This window comes from Nocardia jiangxiensis NBRC 101359 (assembly GCF_000308615.1).
GTDB lineage: Bacteria > Actinomycetota > Actinomycetes > Mycobacteriales > Mycobacteriaceae > Nocardia > Nocardia jiangxiensis.
Genome location: NZ_BAGB01000170.1, coordinates 98,503 through 111,969, shown reverse-complemented (window position 1 = coordinate 111,969; position 13,467 = coordinate 98,503). Strand labels below are relative to the sequence as shown.

Here is a 13,467-nt window from a genome sequence, read left to right as displayed (position 1 = left end):
CACACAGACGGGGACTCATGGCCGACCAACTGACGATCATGGCCGTACACGCCCATCCGGACGACGAAGTCATCAGCACCGGTGGGGTTTTCGCGCGATACGCCGCCGAAGGTATCCGGACCGTGCTGGTGACCTGCACCAACGGCGAAGAGGGTGACGCGCCCGGCGGCATCAAACCCGGCGAACCCGGGCACGACGCGAATGCAGTACGCGCACAACGACTCTCCGAACTCCGCGAGTCCGCCGCGCTGCTGGGTATCGAGCATGTCGAACTGCTCGGCTATCGCGATTCGGGTATGGACGGCTGGGACGGCAACCAGGACCCGGAAGCCTTCCGCAATATTCCGGTCGAGCAGTCGGCCGCGCGACTGGCCGATCTCATCCGGCACTACCGCCCCCAGGTGGTCGTCACCTACGACGAGAACGGCAATTACGGCCACCCCGACCACATTCAGGCCAACCGCATCGCGGTCGCGGCCACTACGGAGACCGGTATTCCGGACAAGCTCTATTACACCGCGATCCCGCGCGAGAGCTCCCTCGAGATGTTCGAGGAGCTGCGTTCCAGGGGCCTTGTCGACTTCGAACCGCCGGAGGACTTCGGCACCCCGATGGAGCTGATCACCGCGGTCGTGGATGTGGCTCCCTACGCGCAACGCAAGGTCAAGGCGCTCGAAGCCCACGCCAGCCAGAGCGACAGCGTGCCGTTCCTGCGCATGCCGTCGGACCTGCAGCAGATGATCTTCGCCGCGGAAAGCTTCACCCGCCACATCAACCGCGTCCCCGGCGCACCCGCCCAGGAAACCGATCTCTTCGCCGGACTACGCTGACCCGCACTCTGCGGTACGCACAGATCACCCCTGCCTGGCGTGTGCCGAGCCGAGCGGGCAGTGATCTCGGCGGGTGTCGGCAGCATGATCGTCGCGGCGGGCACGCCGGTCCGGAAACTGCCACAGTCCGTCGCCGATGGCCGGGTGCAGGCGTCGGCCGTCCTGGTCGGGCTCGCTCGTCCAGGCGATCGTCGCATTCGGCGCATGCCGGATCGCTGCGGTCAACCAATGGCTCCCCGACCGGTGTGGGCGGGCTTCAGCCTGCCACACCCCACTTCGAGAAACTGCCTAGCGGAATCTCATCCGACAACTGACCTTCGTATCCGACATCAAGCTTGCCCACGAGTTCAGGAGGTCGTCTCTGCTCACGCCGTTGCGCAGCGCCCGAGTTATGTTGCGGTTCTGCCAGATCGAGCCGAGGACGAGAATCACCCCTAGCGCGATGCAGCCGTAAGCCAACAGCTCTTGCGTTCTCCAGATCCAGGCGGCGACACCGAATATCAGGACGAGAATCGCCAACGAGAGGATGATGCGCTTGCTCCACCGGAGAAGAAGCCCGTTGCCGGGAAACGACCTGCAGGCGAGGGTGACCAGCAGGCCGTAGAGAATGCATATCGTCGCGAATGCCGGCACGATCGGCCAGATCACCGAGACGATGCCCATCGTGATCAGTATGCCCCCCGGAGCGGCCAGCCATCCGCGAAGCAGTTCGCGACAGATGTCCGCTTCCCGGAAGCGACGCTCGAGTCCGTCCAGTTGGACCCGAAGTTCCTCCTGCAGACTCCGCTCGTGTTCCCAGGCATTCGCATCGCGGTCCTGGTACTGCCGGGACTGTGCTTCGATTGCCCGCGAGACGAACTCGGAATCGCGAACGCCCTGCTGCGAACCGGCGGACCTGGACGTCTCGTCCTCGAGGTAGGGAACGAACTGATCGGCGACGCTTCTCGACGTGTCGGACGCCGGGTCGGGGCCGCTGTCCAGGATCAGAAAAAATACTCCGAATTTCCACATCAGGGACACCTCGAAGCCCGGAAACCTACCGTGCACGAGATCCACTTCCCCCACCGATGTCGTTTCGGTGATCTCCATCCCGGCGGTTCGCATCGCTTCGACAGCCGGGGCGAAGACGGACCGGGAAGCTTCCTGCCCGGCGATCAATCGCACCCGCAGGACCGTCCGCCACTCTTCGATGGCCCGATACCACTGACGCATGACAGTCGACTGGTGAGGTAGATCCGCGACGACCGTTCGCCACAAGCGACTCACCATCATCGTCGCGCCGCGCTCGCTGTGCTCGATCATCAACACAATGCCCTCCCTGCCGGAGAAACTCTAACCGGTGGAAGGAAGCTCGGCGAGTGGCGGCGGCAGGCGACTCACGGCACAACTCGGCGTTCTACTGTTTCAACCCGGGAAACAGTTCTCGGGCATGGCCGGTCGTGACGGTGCGCCAGGTGGGCTCGCCGGGCCGGTCGGCAGCATCGATGCCGGCGATCTGCGCGAGCACGGCGGCCGATGGCGTCCAGCAGTAGTCGCTGCCGTAGACCAGACGATCGAGACCGACCGATGCTTCCAGTGCCGGAATCTGGTGTGGGAAGGGCGTTCCCGCCATATCGAACCACAGGCCGCGCAGCACTTCCGAGGTCGCACGGCCCGGCTGATCGTCGGCGAACGCGGTCCGGAACAGCTGGATGCGATCGGCGAGCAGCGGCAGGATGCCACCGCCGTGGGTGAAGATCCATCGGATGCCGGAATACTGCTCGAAAACTCCGGCGAAGAGCAGGTCCGTCGCCGACCGCGCGGTGTCGAACAGGAACTCCAGCATCGGCCGCGGCAGTCCCACCGATATCGCCTCGGCGTGCGGTGGCGAGGTGGGATCGACGAACACCGCGGCTCCGCGGCGATCGAGTTCGGCCCAGATCGGATCGTAGTGCGCGTCGCCCAGATAGCGACCGTGCGCGTTGGTCTCGATCGCGACGCCGTCGCTGCCGAGAATATCGAGCGCATAGTCGATTTCGTCCAGCGACCCGTCGATGTCGGGCAGCGGCACCGCCGCGAGATGGCCGAAGCGGCCGGGATGCGCACGCACCACTCCCGCGGCGAATTCGTTGACCTCGCGAGCGAGTTCGCGGGCGGCGGAATCGTCACCGAAGTGCACGCCGGGCGAGGACACCGACAGCATCGAGGTCGCGATGCCGGACTCGTCCATCAGCGCCAGATGCGCCTCGGGACTCCACTCCGGCCAGCCCGGCATACCATCGGGATGCTCGTGTCCGGCGGCACGGGCGGCCGCGATGTAGCGGTCGGTGACGAAGTGGGCGTGAACGTCGATCAGCGGATCGGGCGACGCGGACATGGTCAGCCTTTCTCGGTGACGCGGGACGCAATATCAGCGTATTCTGTTCCGGCACACCATATTCGACGGATGCTCCGGGTGGCGGTGATGTCGGCGAGCGGGTCGCCGTCGAGCAGGATCAGATCCGCGCGCCTCCCCGCTTCGATGACGCCGCGGTCGGACATGCCGAAGTGTCGGGCCGGGAGCACCGTCGCCGCGCGCAGCGCATCCACCGTCGACAGTCCCGCCTCGACCAGCAGTTCGAGTTCGGCGTGCAAGCTCGCCCCGTGTGCGACCAGGCGCGGCAGTCCGGGCTGCTCGGCAGCGTCGGTCCCGGCCGGCACAGGGATTCCCGCCGCGTGCAACGCGCCCACGCTCGCGCTCGCCTCCGCGAAAGCGTCTGCGGCACCGCGCATCTGCGACGGTGCCCGCATCATGGTCAAGGTCGGCACCGCGATGCGGCGGTCGGCGCGCGTGACTCGCCGCGTCAGCGTCAATCCGCCCGGATTCACGCACGCCAACCCCATCCCGGTCGGCAGCCGCATCGGCCCGTTACTCGCCTCCGGCGTGCTCACCGGACGCGATCCGGTCACCCGTGAGCTGCCGGACGGTCTGGATCAGCAGTGCGCCAACGTGTTCGAGCATGTGCGCGCACTGCTGGCCGCGGCCGGAGGTACCACGGACGACATCCTGAAGATGACGTTCTGGCTCGCGGACTACCGCGACCGCGACGCGCTCAACCGGGAATGGCTGGCGATGTTCCCCGACCCCGCGAACCGTCCGGCCCGTCAAGCCGTCGCCGCCCAACTCGACGGCGGCAGCCGCATCCACTGTGATCTGCTGGCGGTTCTCGACCAGCCCGCTGCGCGGTGATCGTGTGCTATCTCATCACCCCGTGGAATTTCCCGCTCGCCATGGCCACCCGGAAGATCGCGCCCGCCTTGGCAGCCGGGTGCACCGTGCTGATCAAACCCTCCGAACTCACTCCGCTCACCACACTGTTCCTGGCCGAAATCCACAGGGAGGCCGGACTTCCCGCCGGAGTCCTCAACGTGGTCACGACCACATCCGCCGGACCGGTTTCGGCGGCGATCATCACCGATCCGCGGCTGCGCAAACTCTCCTTCACCGGATCCACTCCGGTCGGCAAGCTGCTGCTGGCCCAGGCGGCCGACAACGTCCTGCGCACTTCGGTGGAACTCGGCGGCAACGCTCCGTTCCTCGTCTTCGACGACGCCGATCTGGACCGCGCGGTCGACGGCGCGATGGCTGCGAAATTCCGCAATGTCGGCCAAGCCTGTACCGCGGCAAACAGATTCATCGTCCACCGCGATGTCGTCGACGAATTCACCCGGCGAGTCACCGAACGAGTACGCACGTTCACCATGGGCCGAGGCACCGAGGACGGCGTCACCATCGGCCCCCTGATCGATGACCGCGCGGTGCGCAAGGCGGACGACCTGGTCGGTGACGCGGTGCATCGAGGAGCCACCCTGCACATCGGCGGGACGGCCGTAGCGGGACCTGGATCATTCTTTCCCGCAACGGTTCTCGGCGATGTTCCCGCAGACAGCAGGATCCTGCACGAGGAGATCTTCGGCCCCGTCCTGGCGATCGTCCCGTTCCAGGACGAGGACGAGGCCGTACGAATCGCCAACGCCACCGAATACGGACTGGTCTCCTACGTCTACACCGAGAACCTGGCCCGCGCCCAACGCATGATCGAACGCCTCGAAACCGGCATGACCGGCCTCAACGTCGGCGTGGTATCCAACGCGGCGGCACCCTTCGGCGGCTGGAAGCAATCCGGTCCGGGACGCGAAGGCGGTATCGAAGGCATCGAGGAGTACCTCCAGACCAAATACACGATGACCGCCGACCCATTCGGGTGATCGGGAGCGGCTGCCGCGATACGCGCATGCGATATACGTGCATCGACCACGCGCGACCGGTGCCGCGTTGCACCGCCGAATCGACTCCCATGTCGATATCCGGCAGATGGGTGCCACGACGTCGAAAGCCGATGCACCACAGCTGGACTCACCCTCATCGAGGTCTCACCTCGCCCGCTGTCGACTCCCAGCGGTAGAGAAGGTGGGCGCACCAGAGCATCCAGGGACGGCGCACCGCCCAACAGATCCGTAAGCGGCATCGACCGAGCGAGCCCGTCCGTTCTCGGCCACCTGAATGGCACAACCGGATGGACTCGCTCGGGCTCGCTAACCTGCCGATCGAACGATGAGCGCGTCGCCCTGGCCGCCGCCACCGCACAGGGCCGCCGCGCCGATGCCACCACCGCGACGCTTCAACTCGAGCGCCAGATGCAGCACGATGCGCGCGCCGGACATGCCCAGCGGGTGGCCGATCGCGATCGCGCCGCCGTTGACGTTCACCTTCTCCGGATCGATGCCGAGCTTGCGGGCCGAGGCGATCCCGACGACCGCGAACGCCTCGTTGATCTCCACCAGATCCAGATCGGTCGGGGAAATACCCTCGCGCGCACAGGCTTTGGCGATCGCGTTGGCGGGCTGCTCCTGCAGGGTGGAATCCGGACCGGCCACCACACCCGCCGCGCCGATCTCCGCGATCCAGCTCAGGCCCAGTTCCTGCGCCTTGGCCTTGCTCATCACGACCACCGCGGCCGCGCCGTCGGAGATCTGCGAGGCCGAACCGGCGGCGATGGTGCCGTCCGGGGCGAAGGCCGGGCGCAGCTTGGCCAGCGACTCGACGGTCGTGTCGGCCCGGATCCCCTCGTCCTGACTCACCACGATCGGATCGCCCTTGCGCTGCGGCACCGACACCGGCGTCACCTCGTCGGTGAACACACCGTTCTTCCAAGCCGACGCGGCATTGCGATGCGAGGCGGCGGCGAAGGCGTCCTGATCCTCGCGGCTGATCGCGTCCACGGCGTTGCGGGCGTCGGTCAGCGTGCCCATCGCCTGACCGGTGAAGATGTCCTGCAGACCGTCGGCGATCATATGGTCGTCCAGGGTCGCGTCGCCGTACTTGAAGCCTTCGCGACTCTTGGTCAGCAGATGCGGGGCACGGCTCATCGACTCCTGGCCACCGGCGACCACGATCTCGTACTCCCCCGCACGAATCAGCTGATCCGCCAACGCGATCGCGTTGATACCCGACAGACACACCTTGTTGACCGTCAGCGCCGGAACGTCCATCGGGATCCCGGCCGCCACCGCGGCCTGACGCGCCGGAATCTGGCCCGCTCCCGCGGTCAGCACCTGACCCATGATCACGTAGTCGACCTGCTCGGGCGCGACGCCGCCCTTCTCCAGCGCCGCCTTGATCGCCAGACCACCCAGATCCGAACCGCTGAAGCCGGACAGACCGCCGAGCAGCCGGCCGACCGGGGTCCGGGCGCCGGCGACGATGACCGAAGTGTGTGCGTCAGACATCGGCTCGTTCCTCCAGAGCGACGATGAGTTCGTAACCGGTTGCGGCGGTGATCTGTTCGACGGTCACCTCGGGCGCGAGCTCACGCAGCACCAGCGTGCCGTCCTGCACATCGATGACACCCAGATCGGTGATGATGCGCTGCACCACGGCCTTGCCCGTCAACGGCAGCGAACACCGCTCGACGATCTTGGGTCCGCCGTCGCGGTCGGTGTGCTCCATGACCACGATGACGCGCCGGGCGCCGTGCACCAGATCCATGGCGCCGCCCATCCCCTTGACCATCTTGCCGGGCACCATCCAGTTGGCCAGATCGCCCTCGCGCGAGACCTGCATACCGCCCAGGACCGCGGTGTCGATGTGCCCACCGCGAATCATGCCGAACGACAACGCCGAATCGAAGAACGCCGCACCCGGGTTCACCGTCACGGTTTCCTTGCCCGCGTTGATGAGATTCGGGTCGACCGCGTCCTCGGTCGGATATGGACCGGTGCCCAGGATGCCGTTCTCCGAGTGCAGCACCACGTTCACGCCCTCGGGCAGATGATTCGGAATCAGGGTCGGCAGTCCGATCCCCAGGTTCACGTACTCACCATCGACCATCTCGGCCGCGGCACGGGCGGCCATCTGCTCACGCGTCCAGCTCATGCCGACACCGTCCTCTTCTCGATTCGCTTCTCCTGCGGCCCTGTGTGCACCAGCCGCTGGACGAATACGCCCGGCAGATGCACCTGCGACGGGTCCAGCTCACCGGGCTGGACGAGCTTCTCGACCTGCACGATCGTCGTCCGTCCGGCCATCGCGGCCAGCGGGTTGAAGTTCAACGCGGTCTTGTCGAAGACGAGATTGCCGAGGGTGTCACCGATTTCGGCGTGCACGAGCGCGAAATCGGCCACGATCGACTCTTCGAGCACGTAGCTGCGGCCGCGGAACTCGCGAATCTCCTTGGGCGGCGACGCGATCGCCACCGAGCCGTCCGAGTTGTAGCGCCACGGCAGCCCGCCCTCGGAGATCGGTGTGCCGACTCCGGCCGGGGTGTAGAACGCCGGAATTCCGGCGCCACCGGCGCGCAGCCGCTCGGCCAGGGTGCCCTGCGGGGTGAGCTCCACCTCCAGCTCACCCGACAGATACTGGCGCGCGAACTCCTTGTTCTCACCGACGTACGATGCGGTCACGCGACGAATCCGCCCGGCCGACAACAGGGTTCCCAAACCCCAGTCGTCGACGCCGCAGTTGTTGGAGAACACCTCGAGCCCGGACACCCCGCGATCGGCCAGCGCGCCGATCAACTCGTTCGGGATGCCGCACAGGCCGAATCCGCCCACCGCGAGCGAGGCTTCGTCGGGAATGTCCGCGACGGCCTCGGCCGCCGAACCGTATATCTTCACCGCCACTGAGTTACCGCACCTTTCGTCCACTGAACGGACGTCGTAACCGTTCCCAGGTAGTGAACAATATCGCGGCTCTAGCTGGGAAGTATCTCGTGTGAACTGCTCGACATCCGACCGGATCACCACCCTGGCGTCCATATAGTGAACGCGCGTGGCTATACTCGAGGTATGGCTCGGTCGACGCAGGAGAGTTCGCATGTGGTCGAACGCGCGGCGCGTCTGCTGCGCGCCATCAGCGCGTATCGGTCCGACGGCGCGTCGACCACCGAACTGGCGAATACGACCGGTCTGGCGCGTCCCACGGCCCACAGACTGCTGGTCTCGCTGGCCGAACAGGGCCTGGCGGATCGGGATCCGAAGACCGGACGCTGGTCGCTGGGGCCCGAGTTGTATCTGCTGGGCGCGGTGGCCACGAACCGATACGACATCACCGACCAGGCCCGCGACATCGTCGATCAGCTCTCCCGGCTCACCGGGGAGAGCGCATTCCTGTCCGCCCATCGAGGCGACGAAACGGTCTGCATCCTGTGCCGCGAGGGCAGCTTTCCGCTGCGTTCGCACGTCCTGCACGAAGGCAAACGCTTCCCGCTGGGCGTGGCCTCGGCGGGCCTGGCCATTCTGAGCCACCTCCCGGCCCGGGAGGTCGACGACTACCTCCACCACACCGACCTCGCCGCCGAGTGGGGTGAGGTGCATGCGGAAGGGCAAGTGCGCCAACGGATCGCGACCACCCTGGCTGACGGATACGCCGTGAACCCGGGACTGATCGTCGAAGGCAGCTGGGGCATCGGGGCCGCGGTTTTCGACCGGGGCGAACGTCCCGCGTGGGCGCTGAGCCTCACCGGCGTCGAGACGCGTTTCCGGGAGCCGAGACGAACCGAGCTGGGCACACTCCTGTTGGAGCATGCCCATCGGCTCTCGGTTCGGCTCAAATCCCTCTGATCGACCTGCGCGCTCAGCCGAGCGCCCGGTCACCCGCCCGCCGCACGATCTGCTCCGCATGCCGGAACACCGGAGCGTCGACCATCTTGCCCTCGAAACCGAAGACGCCGCGCTCACTCCCCGCTGCCGCGAGAACTCTACTGGCCCAATCGAATTCCTCGTCGGTGGGCGCGTACGCCGCGCGGATCACCGCCACCTGACTCGGGTGGATCGCGACTTTCACCTCGAAGCCGACCGCGACGGCGTCATCGGACTCGGCCCGCAGCCCGTCGAGATTCTTGATATCCAGGAATACGCCGTCCAGCGCCAGCTTGCCGTACGCCTTCGCGGCCACCAGACACGCCGAACGCAGATGGACCGCGACGTCCCGGTACGTGCCGTCCGCGCGGCGACTCGCCATACCGCCGAGCCCGGCGACCAGATCCTCCGCACCCCACATCACGGCCACCGTATTGGCCGCCCGCGCGGATTCCGCGACCGTCACCACACCGAGCGGCGATTCGATCAGTGCGATCACCGAGCGCGGCGCGAGCGAGGAAACCTGTTCCGCCGATTCACATTTGGGCAACATCACCCGGGTGTAGCGGGTCTCCCGCAACGCCTCCAGATCCAGGCGCTGATCCTCGGTGCCGTGCGCATTGATGCGCACCACGGTCCGCTCCGGATCGAGCGGGGTGTCGATCACCGCCCGCCGTGCCGCCGCGCGATCCGCCGCCGCGACGCCGTCCTCGAGGTCCAGGATCACCACATCCGCGGCAGCTGCCGCCTTGGTGAACCGTTCGGGCCGATCGGCCGGGCAGAACAACCACGCCGGACCCGCCGGGGTCCAGGACTCCTGCGTCGAATCCATCTCACTGTCCTTCCGGCTGTTTGCGCACCAGCGTCTTGCGGACCGCGGTCGCGACGATGTCACCGTGCTGATTGCGCGCGGTGTGCGCGAAGGTGACGATGCCCTCCCCCGGACGGCTCTTCGACTCTCGCTTGTCGAGGATCTCGGTCTCCGCGTACAACGTGTCGCCGTGGAACACCGGCTTGGGGAACGCGATCTCCGAGAATCCGAGATTGCCGACGATGGTGCCCTGGGTCAGCTGCGCCACGGACAGACCCACCAGGGTGGACAGGGTGAACATCGAGTTCACCAGTCGCGCGTTGAACGGCGGCAGATCGTCGGCGAACGCGGCGTCGAGGTGCAGCGCCTGGGTGTTCATCGTCAACGTGGTGAACAGCACGTTGTCCGCCTCGGTGACGGTGCGCCCCGGACGGTGCTCGTACACCGCGCCGGTCTCGAACTCCTCGAACCACAAGCCGCGCTGCACGATCCGGCGCGGCTGTCCGTGATTCGGCGATTCTTCGCTCACAATCCCGCCTCCCGCGCGATCAACATCAACTGCACCTCGGTGGTGCCCTCACCGATCTCCAGGATCTTCGAATCCCGGTAGTGCCGCGCCACGGCGTATTCGTTCATGAATCCGTAGCCACCGAAGATCTGCGTCGCGTCGCGGGCGTTGTCCATCGCCGCCTCGCTCGCGGCCAGCTTCGCGATCGACGCCTGCTTCTTGAAAGGCTTGCCCGACAACATCAATGCCGCCGCGTCGTAATAGGCGGTGCGGGCGGTGTGCGCACGCGCCTCCATCCGGGCGATCTTGAAGGCGATCGCCTGATTCGCACCGATCGGCCGGCCGAACGCCTCGCGCTCCTTGGCGTACCGGACCGATTCGTCGACGCACCCCTGTGCCGCGCCCACCGACAGCGCCGCGATCGCGATCCGGCCCTCGTCGAGGATCCGCAGGAAGTTCGCGTAGCCGCGTCCGCGCTCACCGAGCAGATTCTCCTGAGGCACCCGGACGTCGTCGAAGCTGAGCGGATGGGTGTCCGAGGCGTGCCAACCGACCTTGTCGTAGGCCGGTTCGGCAGTGAAACCGGGGGTCGAGGTGGGCACCAGGATCGTCGAGATCTCTTTCTTGCCACCGTCTTTCACGCCCGTCACGGCGGTCACCGTGACCAGCTTCGTGATGTCGGTACCGGAGTTGGTGATGAACTGCTTGCTGCCGTTGATCACCCAGTCCGCACCGTCCTCGAGTGCGGTGGTGCGCGTGCCCCCGGCGTCGCTGCCCGCGCCCGGCTCGGTCAAACCGAAAGCGGCCAAAGCCTTTCCGCTGGTCAGCTGCGGCAGCCACTCCTGCTTCTGTTCCTCGTTGCCGAAGCGGTACACCGGCATCGCACCGAGCGAGACGCCCGCCTCGAGCGTGATCGCGACGGACTGGTCGGCCTTGGCGAGTTCCTCGAGCGCGAGGCACAGTGCGAAGTAGTCACCGCCCTGCCCGCCGTACTGCTCCGGGAACGGCAGGCCGAACAGGCCGAGTTCGGCCATACCCGCGATCACTTCGTACGGGAAGGTGTGGTTGGCGTCGTGCTCGGCAGCGACCGGCGCGACCACCGACCGGGTGAAGTCGCGGACCGTCTTCGCCAGCTGGGCGTACTCGTCCGGCAGCGCCCCGGTGGATAGATAGTCGGTCATTTCTCGTCCTTCTCGTCCTTCTCGTTGGGAATCACCCGGGCCAGCAACTGGTCGACCTTGACCTGGTCGCCGGCGGAGACATGGATCTCGACGGTGCCGTCGACGGGTGCGGTGAGCGCGTGTTCCATCTTCATCGCCTCGACGACCACGATCGTCGTGCCCGCGGTGACCACGGCGCCGGACTCGACACCGACCGCGATGACCGAGCCCGGCATCGGGCTGGTCAGCTCCGCATCTCCGGCGTGCGCGTCGCCGGTACGCACATTCTCCTCCGCGACCTCGCGGATCGTCACGACACCCGAAGACGTTGCCAGCCAGAGGCTTTCGTTCTCTTCGGCGACCCGGTACGTCGCACCGAGGCCGCCGATGGTCACTCGTAGCTCGGCCCCGGACAGCGAGGCGGTCAGAGATCGGGGCTCGCCGTCCTCGATCGCGACGACCGCCGCGTCGGGGCTGCCGGTGATGCCGACGTGCACGACACGACCGGCGGTCGCGAGACGGACGGTGGTCGGTTGCGGACCGCCCACCCGCCAGCCGGTCGGCACATCCCAGGGGTCGGCAGCGCCGCTCGGCCACAGGCTCAACCAGCGATATACCCCGGCGGCGATGATCTGATCGTCCGAGGGCTCGGCGGCGGCGAAATCCGCCACCCGCCGGTCCAGCAGCCCGGTGTCGAGGCGACCGGCCACGACGTCCGGATCGGCGAGCAGGAAGCGCGCGAACTCGATATTGGTGACTACCCCGAGCACCGCGGTCTCGGCGAGCGCCCGATCCAGCCCGCGCAGCGCCGCCGCGCGATCGGCGGCGTGCGCGATCACCTTCGCCAGCATGGGGTCGTAGTCGCTGCCGACGATCGTGCCCACCCGCAGGCCGGAATCGACGCGCACCCCGGAACCGGTCGGTTCGACGAGATCCACGACCGTGCCGCCGGTGGGCAGGAAGCCGCGCGCGGGATCCTCGGCGTAGACGCGCGCCTCGATCGCGTGCCCGGTCATCGTGATCTGTTCCTGCGCGATCGTCAGCTTCTCCCCGGCCGCGACACGCACCTGCCATTCCACCAGGTCCAGACCGGTGACCAGCTCGGTGACCGGATGCTCGACCTGCAGCCGGGTGTTCATCTCCATGAAGAAGAACTCGTCCGGGCGATCCGCGGACACGATGAACTCCACCGTCCCCGCGCCCGCGTACTCGACACTGCGCGCGGTATCGCAGGCGGCGGCGCCGATCCGGGCGCGCGTCGCCTCGTCGAGCAGCGGCGAGGGAGCTTCCTCGATCACCTTCTGATGCCGCCGCTGCAAACTGCACTCGCGCTCGCCCAGATGGATCACGTTGCCGTGCGTGTCGGCGAGGATCTGCACCTCGATATGCCTGGGCCGCAACACGAATCGCTCGAGGAACAACGTGTCGTCGCCGAATGCCGACGCCGCCTCCCGACGCGCGCTGACCAGTGCGGCGGGCAGATCGGCCGGATCCTCGACCATCCGCATCCCCTTGCCGCCCCCGCCCGCGGACGGTTTGACCAGCACCGGATAGCCGATGTCCGCGGCGGCGGCGATCAGGTCGGCGTCGGTCAGTCCGGGCTTCGCGATCCCCGGCACCACCGGCACGTCGAACGCCGCGACCGCGTTCTTGGCGGTGATCTTGTCGCCCATCACCTCGATCGCGTGCGCGGACGGACCGAGGAAGACGATCCCCGCCGACTCCAGCGCGGCGGCGAAACCGGCGTTCTCGGAAAGGAATCCGTACCCCGGATGCACCGCCTGCGCACCGGTCCGCCGCGCGGCCTCGACCACCTTGCCGATATCCAGATAGCTCTCCCGCGCCGCGGCAGGCCCCAGCAACACCGCGACATCCGCCTCCCGCACATGCCGCGCATCCGCATCCGCCTCGCTGTACACCGCGACCGACCGAATCCCCATCGCGCGCAACGTGCGGATCACCCGCACCGCGATCTCACCCCGATTGGCCACCAGCACGGTATGAAACAGGCGGATCCCGCCGTCGTCCGCTGTCATCGTCATATCGCTCACCGTCATGTCG

Annotated in this window: 14 protein-coding genes and 1 pseudogene; 4 read left to right on the top strand and 11 right to left on the bottom strand. The window is 67.1% G+C overall.

Annotated elements, in window-relative coordinates; genetic code table 11:
• Positions 1–17: 17 nt before the first annotated feature.
• A complete protein-coding gene (locus ON40_RS43510; RefSeq protein ID WP_040831601.1) occupies positions 18–830 on the top strand; it encodes a PIG-L family deacetylase in 813 nt (270 codons plus the stop codon).
• Positions 831–854: 24 nt separating this feature from the next.
• Here the strand turns inward: ON40_RS43510 and ON40_RS43505 are convergent, their stop codons facing one another.
• From ON40_RS43505 to ON40_RS43490, 4 genes are all read right to left on the bottom strand, one after another.
• Entirely contained in the window at positions 855–1,055 is a 201-nt protein-coding gene (locus ON40_RS43505) for a hypothetical protein (protein WP_040831600.1), read from the bottom strand.
• A gap of 63 nt (positions 1,056–1,118) precedes the next feature.
• A complete protein-coding gene (locus ON40_RS43500; RefSeq protein ID WP_169542012.1) occupies positions 1,119–2,132 on the bottom strand; it encodes a hypothetical protein in 1,014 nt (337 codons plus the stop codon).
• Positions 2,133–2,226: 94 nt separating this feature from the next.
• A complete protein-coding gene (locus tag ON40_RS43495; RefSeq protein ID WP_040831598.1) occupies positions 2,227–3,186 on the bottom strand; it encodes an amidohydrolase family protein in 960 nt (319 codons plus the stop codon).
• Positions 3,187–3,188: 2 nt separating this feature from the next.
• Positions 3,189–3,602 carry an amidohydrolase family protein gene (locus ON40_RS43490; protein ID WP_245568259.1) on the bottom strand — a complete coding sequence of 138 codons (414 nt, stop codon included), beginning with the start codon at positions 3,600–3,602 and terminating at the stop codon, positions 3,189–3,191.
• On the opposite strand from ON40_RS43490, the gene ON40_RS43485 reads away from it, so the two are divergent.
• Both ON40_RS43485 and ON40_RS43480 read left to right on the top strand, forming a co-directional pair.
• Positions 3,601–4,038, top strand: coding sequence for a RidA family protein (locus tag ON40_RS43485; protein ID WP_245568256.1), 438 nt, complete (start codon positions 3,601–3,603; stop codon positions 4,036–4,038). The genes ON40_RS43490 and ON40_RS43485 overlap by 2 nt on opposite strands.
• Before the next feature lie 5 nt (positions 4,039–4,043).
• Positions 4,044–5,057: pseudogene (locus ON40_RS43480) on the top strand (NAD-dependent succinate-semialdehyde dehydrogenase); the annotation flags it as partial.
• Between the two features lie 327 nt (positions 5,058–5,384).
• Here the strand turns inward: ON40_RS43480 and ON40_RS43475 are convergent.
• The 3 genes from ON40_RS43475 to ON40_RS43465 are packed head-to-tail and all read right to left on the bottom strand — an operon-like array spanning position 5,385 to position 7,970.
• Entirely contained in the window at positions 5,385–6,578 is a 1,194-nt protein-coding gene (locus ON40_RS43475; RefSeq protein WP_040831596.1) for an acetyl-CoA C-acetyltransferase, read from the bottom strand.
• Positions 6,571–7,224 carry a CoA transferase subunit B gene (locus tag ON40_RS43470; protein ID WP_040831595.1) on the bottom strand — a complete coding sequence of 218 codons (654 nt, stop codon included), beginning with the start codon at positions 7,222–7,224 and terminating at the stop codon, positions 6,571–6,573. Before ON40_RS43470 ends, ON40_RS43475 begins: the two co-directional genes overlap by 8 nt.
• A complete protein-coding gene (locus tag ON40_RS43465; RefSeq protein WP_040831594.1) occupies positions 7,221–7,970 on the bottom strand; it encodes a CoA transferase subunit A in 750 nt (249 codons plus the stop codon). Before ON40_RS43465 ends, ON40_RS43470 begins: the two co-directional genes overlap by 4 nt.
• Before the next feature lie 165 nt (positions 7,971–8,135).
• Here ON40_RS43465 and ON40_RS43460 point away from each other — a divergent pair, with 165 nt between their 5' ends.
• Positions 8,136–8,909 (top strand): IclR family transcriptional regulator, encoded by a 774-nt coding sequence (locus tag ON40_RS43460; RefSeq protein WP_040831593.1) that lies wholly within the window; start codon positions 8,136–8,138, stop codon positions 8,907–8,909.
• 13 nt (positions 8,910–8,922) lie between these two features.
• On the opposite strand, the gene ON40_RS43455 is transcribed toward ON40_RS43460, so the two are convergent.
• The 4 genes from ON40_RS43455 to ON40_RS43440 are packed head-to-tail and all read right to left on the bottom strand — an operon-like array spanning position 8,923 to position 13,448.
• Positions 8,923–9,759: an HpcH/HpaI aldolase/citrate lyase family protein gene (locus ON40_RS43455; RefSeq protein ID WP_040831592.1), complete on the bottom strand. Its 837-nt coding sequence runs from the start codon at positions 9,757–9,759 to the stop codon at positions 8,923–8,925.
• Position 9,760: 1 nt separating this feature from the next.
• Positions 9,761–10,267 (bottom strand): MaoC family dehydratase, encoded by a 507-nt coding sequence (locus ON40_RS43450; RefSeq protein ID WP_040831591.1) that lies wholly within the window; start codon positions 10,265–10,267, stop codon positions 9,761–9,763.
• Positions 10,264–11,427: an acyl-CoA dehydrogenase family protein gene (locus tag ON40_RS43445; protein ID WP_040831590.1), complete on the bottom strand. Its 1,164-nt coding sequence runs from the start codon at positions 11,425–11,427 to the stop codon at positions 10,264–10,266. The genes ON40_RS43450 and ON40_RS43445 overlap by 4 nt, the downstream gene beginning before the upstream one ends.
• Positions 11,424–13,448, bottom strand: a complete 2,025-nt coding sequence (locus tag ON40_RS43440) for an ATP-binding protein (RefSeq protein WP_083896398.1) — start codon at positions 13,446–13,448, stop codon at positions 11,424–11,426. Before ON40_RS43440 ends, ON40_RS43445 begins: the two co-directional genes overlap by 4 nt.
• Positions 13,449–13,467: the final 19 nt, after the last annotated feature.

What these genes read in the sequence shown, in the direction of transcription:
- ON40_RS43510 (WP_040831601.1), top strand. Translation starts at nt 18, where the DNA reads ATGGCCGACCAACTGACGATCATGGCCGTACACGCCCATCCGGACGAC.
- ON40_RS43500 (WP_169542012.1), bottom strand. Translation starts at nt 2,132, where the DNA reads ATGATCGAGCACAGCGAGCGCGGCGCGACGATGATGGTGAGTCGCTTG.
- ON40_RS43495 (WP_040831598.1), bottom strand. Translation starts at nt 3,186, where the DNA reads ATGTCCGCGTCGCCCGATCCGCTGATCGACGTTCACGCCCACTTCGTC.
- ON40_RS43485 (WP_245568256.1), top strand. Translation starts at nt 3,601, where the DNA reads ATGGTCAAGGTCGGCACCGCGATGCGGCGGTCGGCGCGCGTGACTCGC.
- ON40_RS43490 (WP_245568259.1), bottom strand. Translation starts at nt 3,602, where the DNA reads ATGATGCGGGCACCGTCGCAGATGCGCGGTGCCGCAGACGCTTTCGCG.
- ON40_RS43475 (WP_040831596.1), bottom strand. Translation starts at nt 6,578, where the DNA reads ATGTCTGACGCACACACTTCGGTCATCGTCGCCGGCGCCCGGACCCCG.
- ON40_RS43470 (WP_040831595.1), bottom strand. Translation starts at nt 7,224, where the DNA reads ATGAGCTGGACGCGTGAGCAGATGGCCGCCCGTGCCGCGGCCGAGATG.
- ON40_RS43460 (WP_040831593.1), top strand. Translation starts at nt 8,136, where the DNA reads ATGGCTCGGTCGACGCAGGAGAGTTCGCATGTGGTCGAACGCGCGGCG.
- ON40_RS43455 (WP_040831592.1), bottom strand. Translation starts at nt 9,759, where the DNA reads ATGGATTCGACGCAGGAGTCCTGGACCCCGGCGGGTCCGGCGTGGTTG.
- ON40_RS43445 (WP_040831590.1), bottom strand. Translation starts at nt 11,427, where the DNA reads ATGACCGACTATCTATCCACCGGGGCGCTGCCGGACGAGTACGCCCAG.
- ON40_RS43440 (WP_083896398.1), bottom strand. Translation starts at nt 13,448, where the DNA reads ATGACGATGACAGCGGACGACGGCGGGATCCGCCTGTTTCATACCGTG.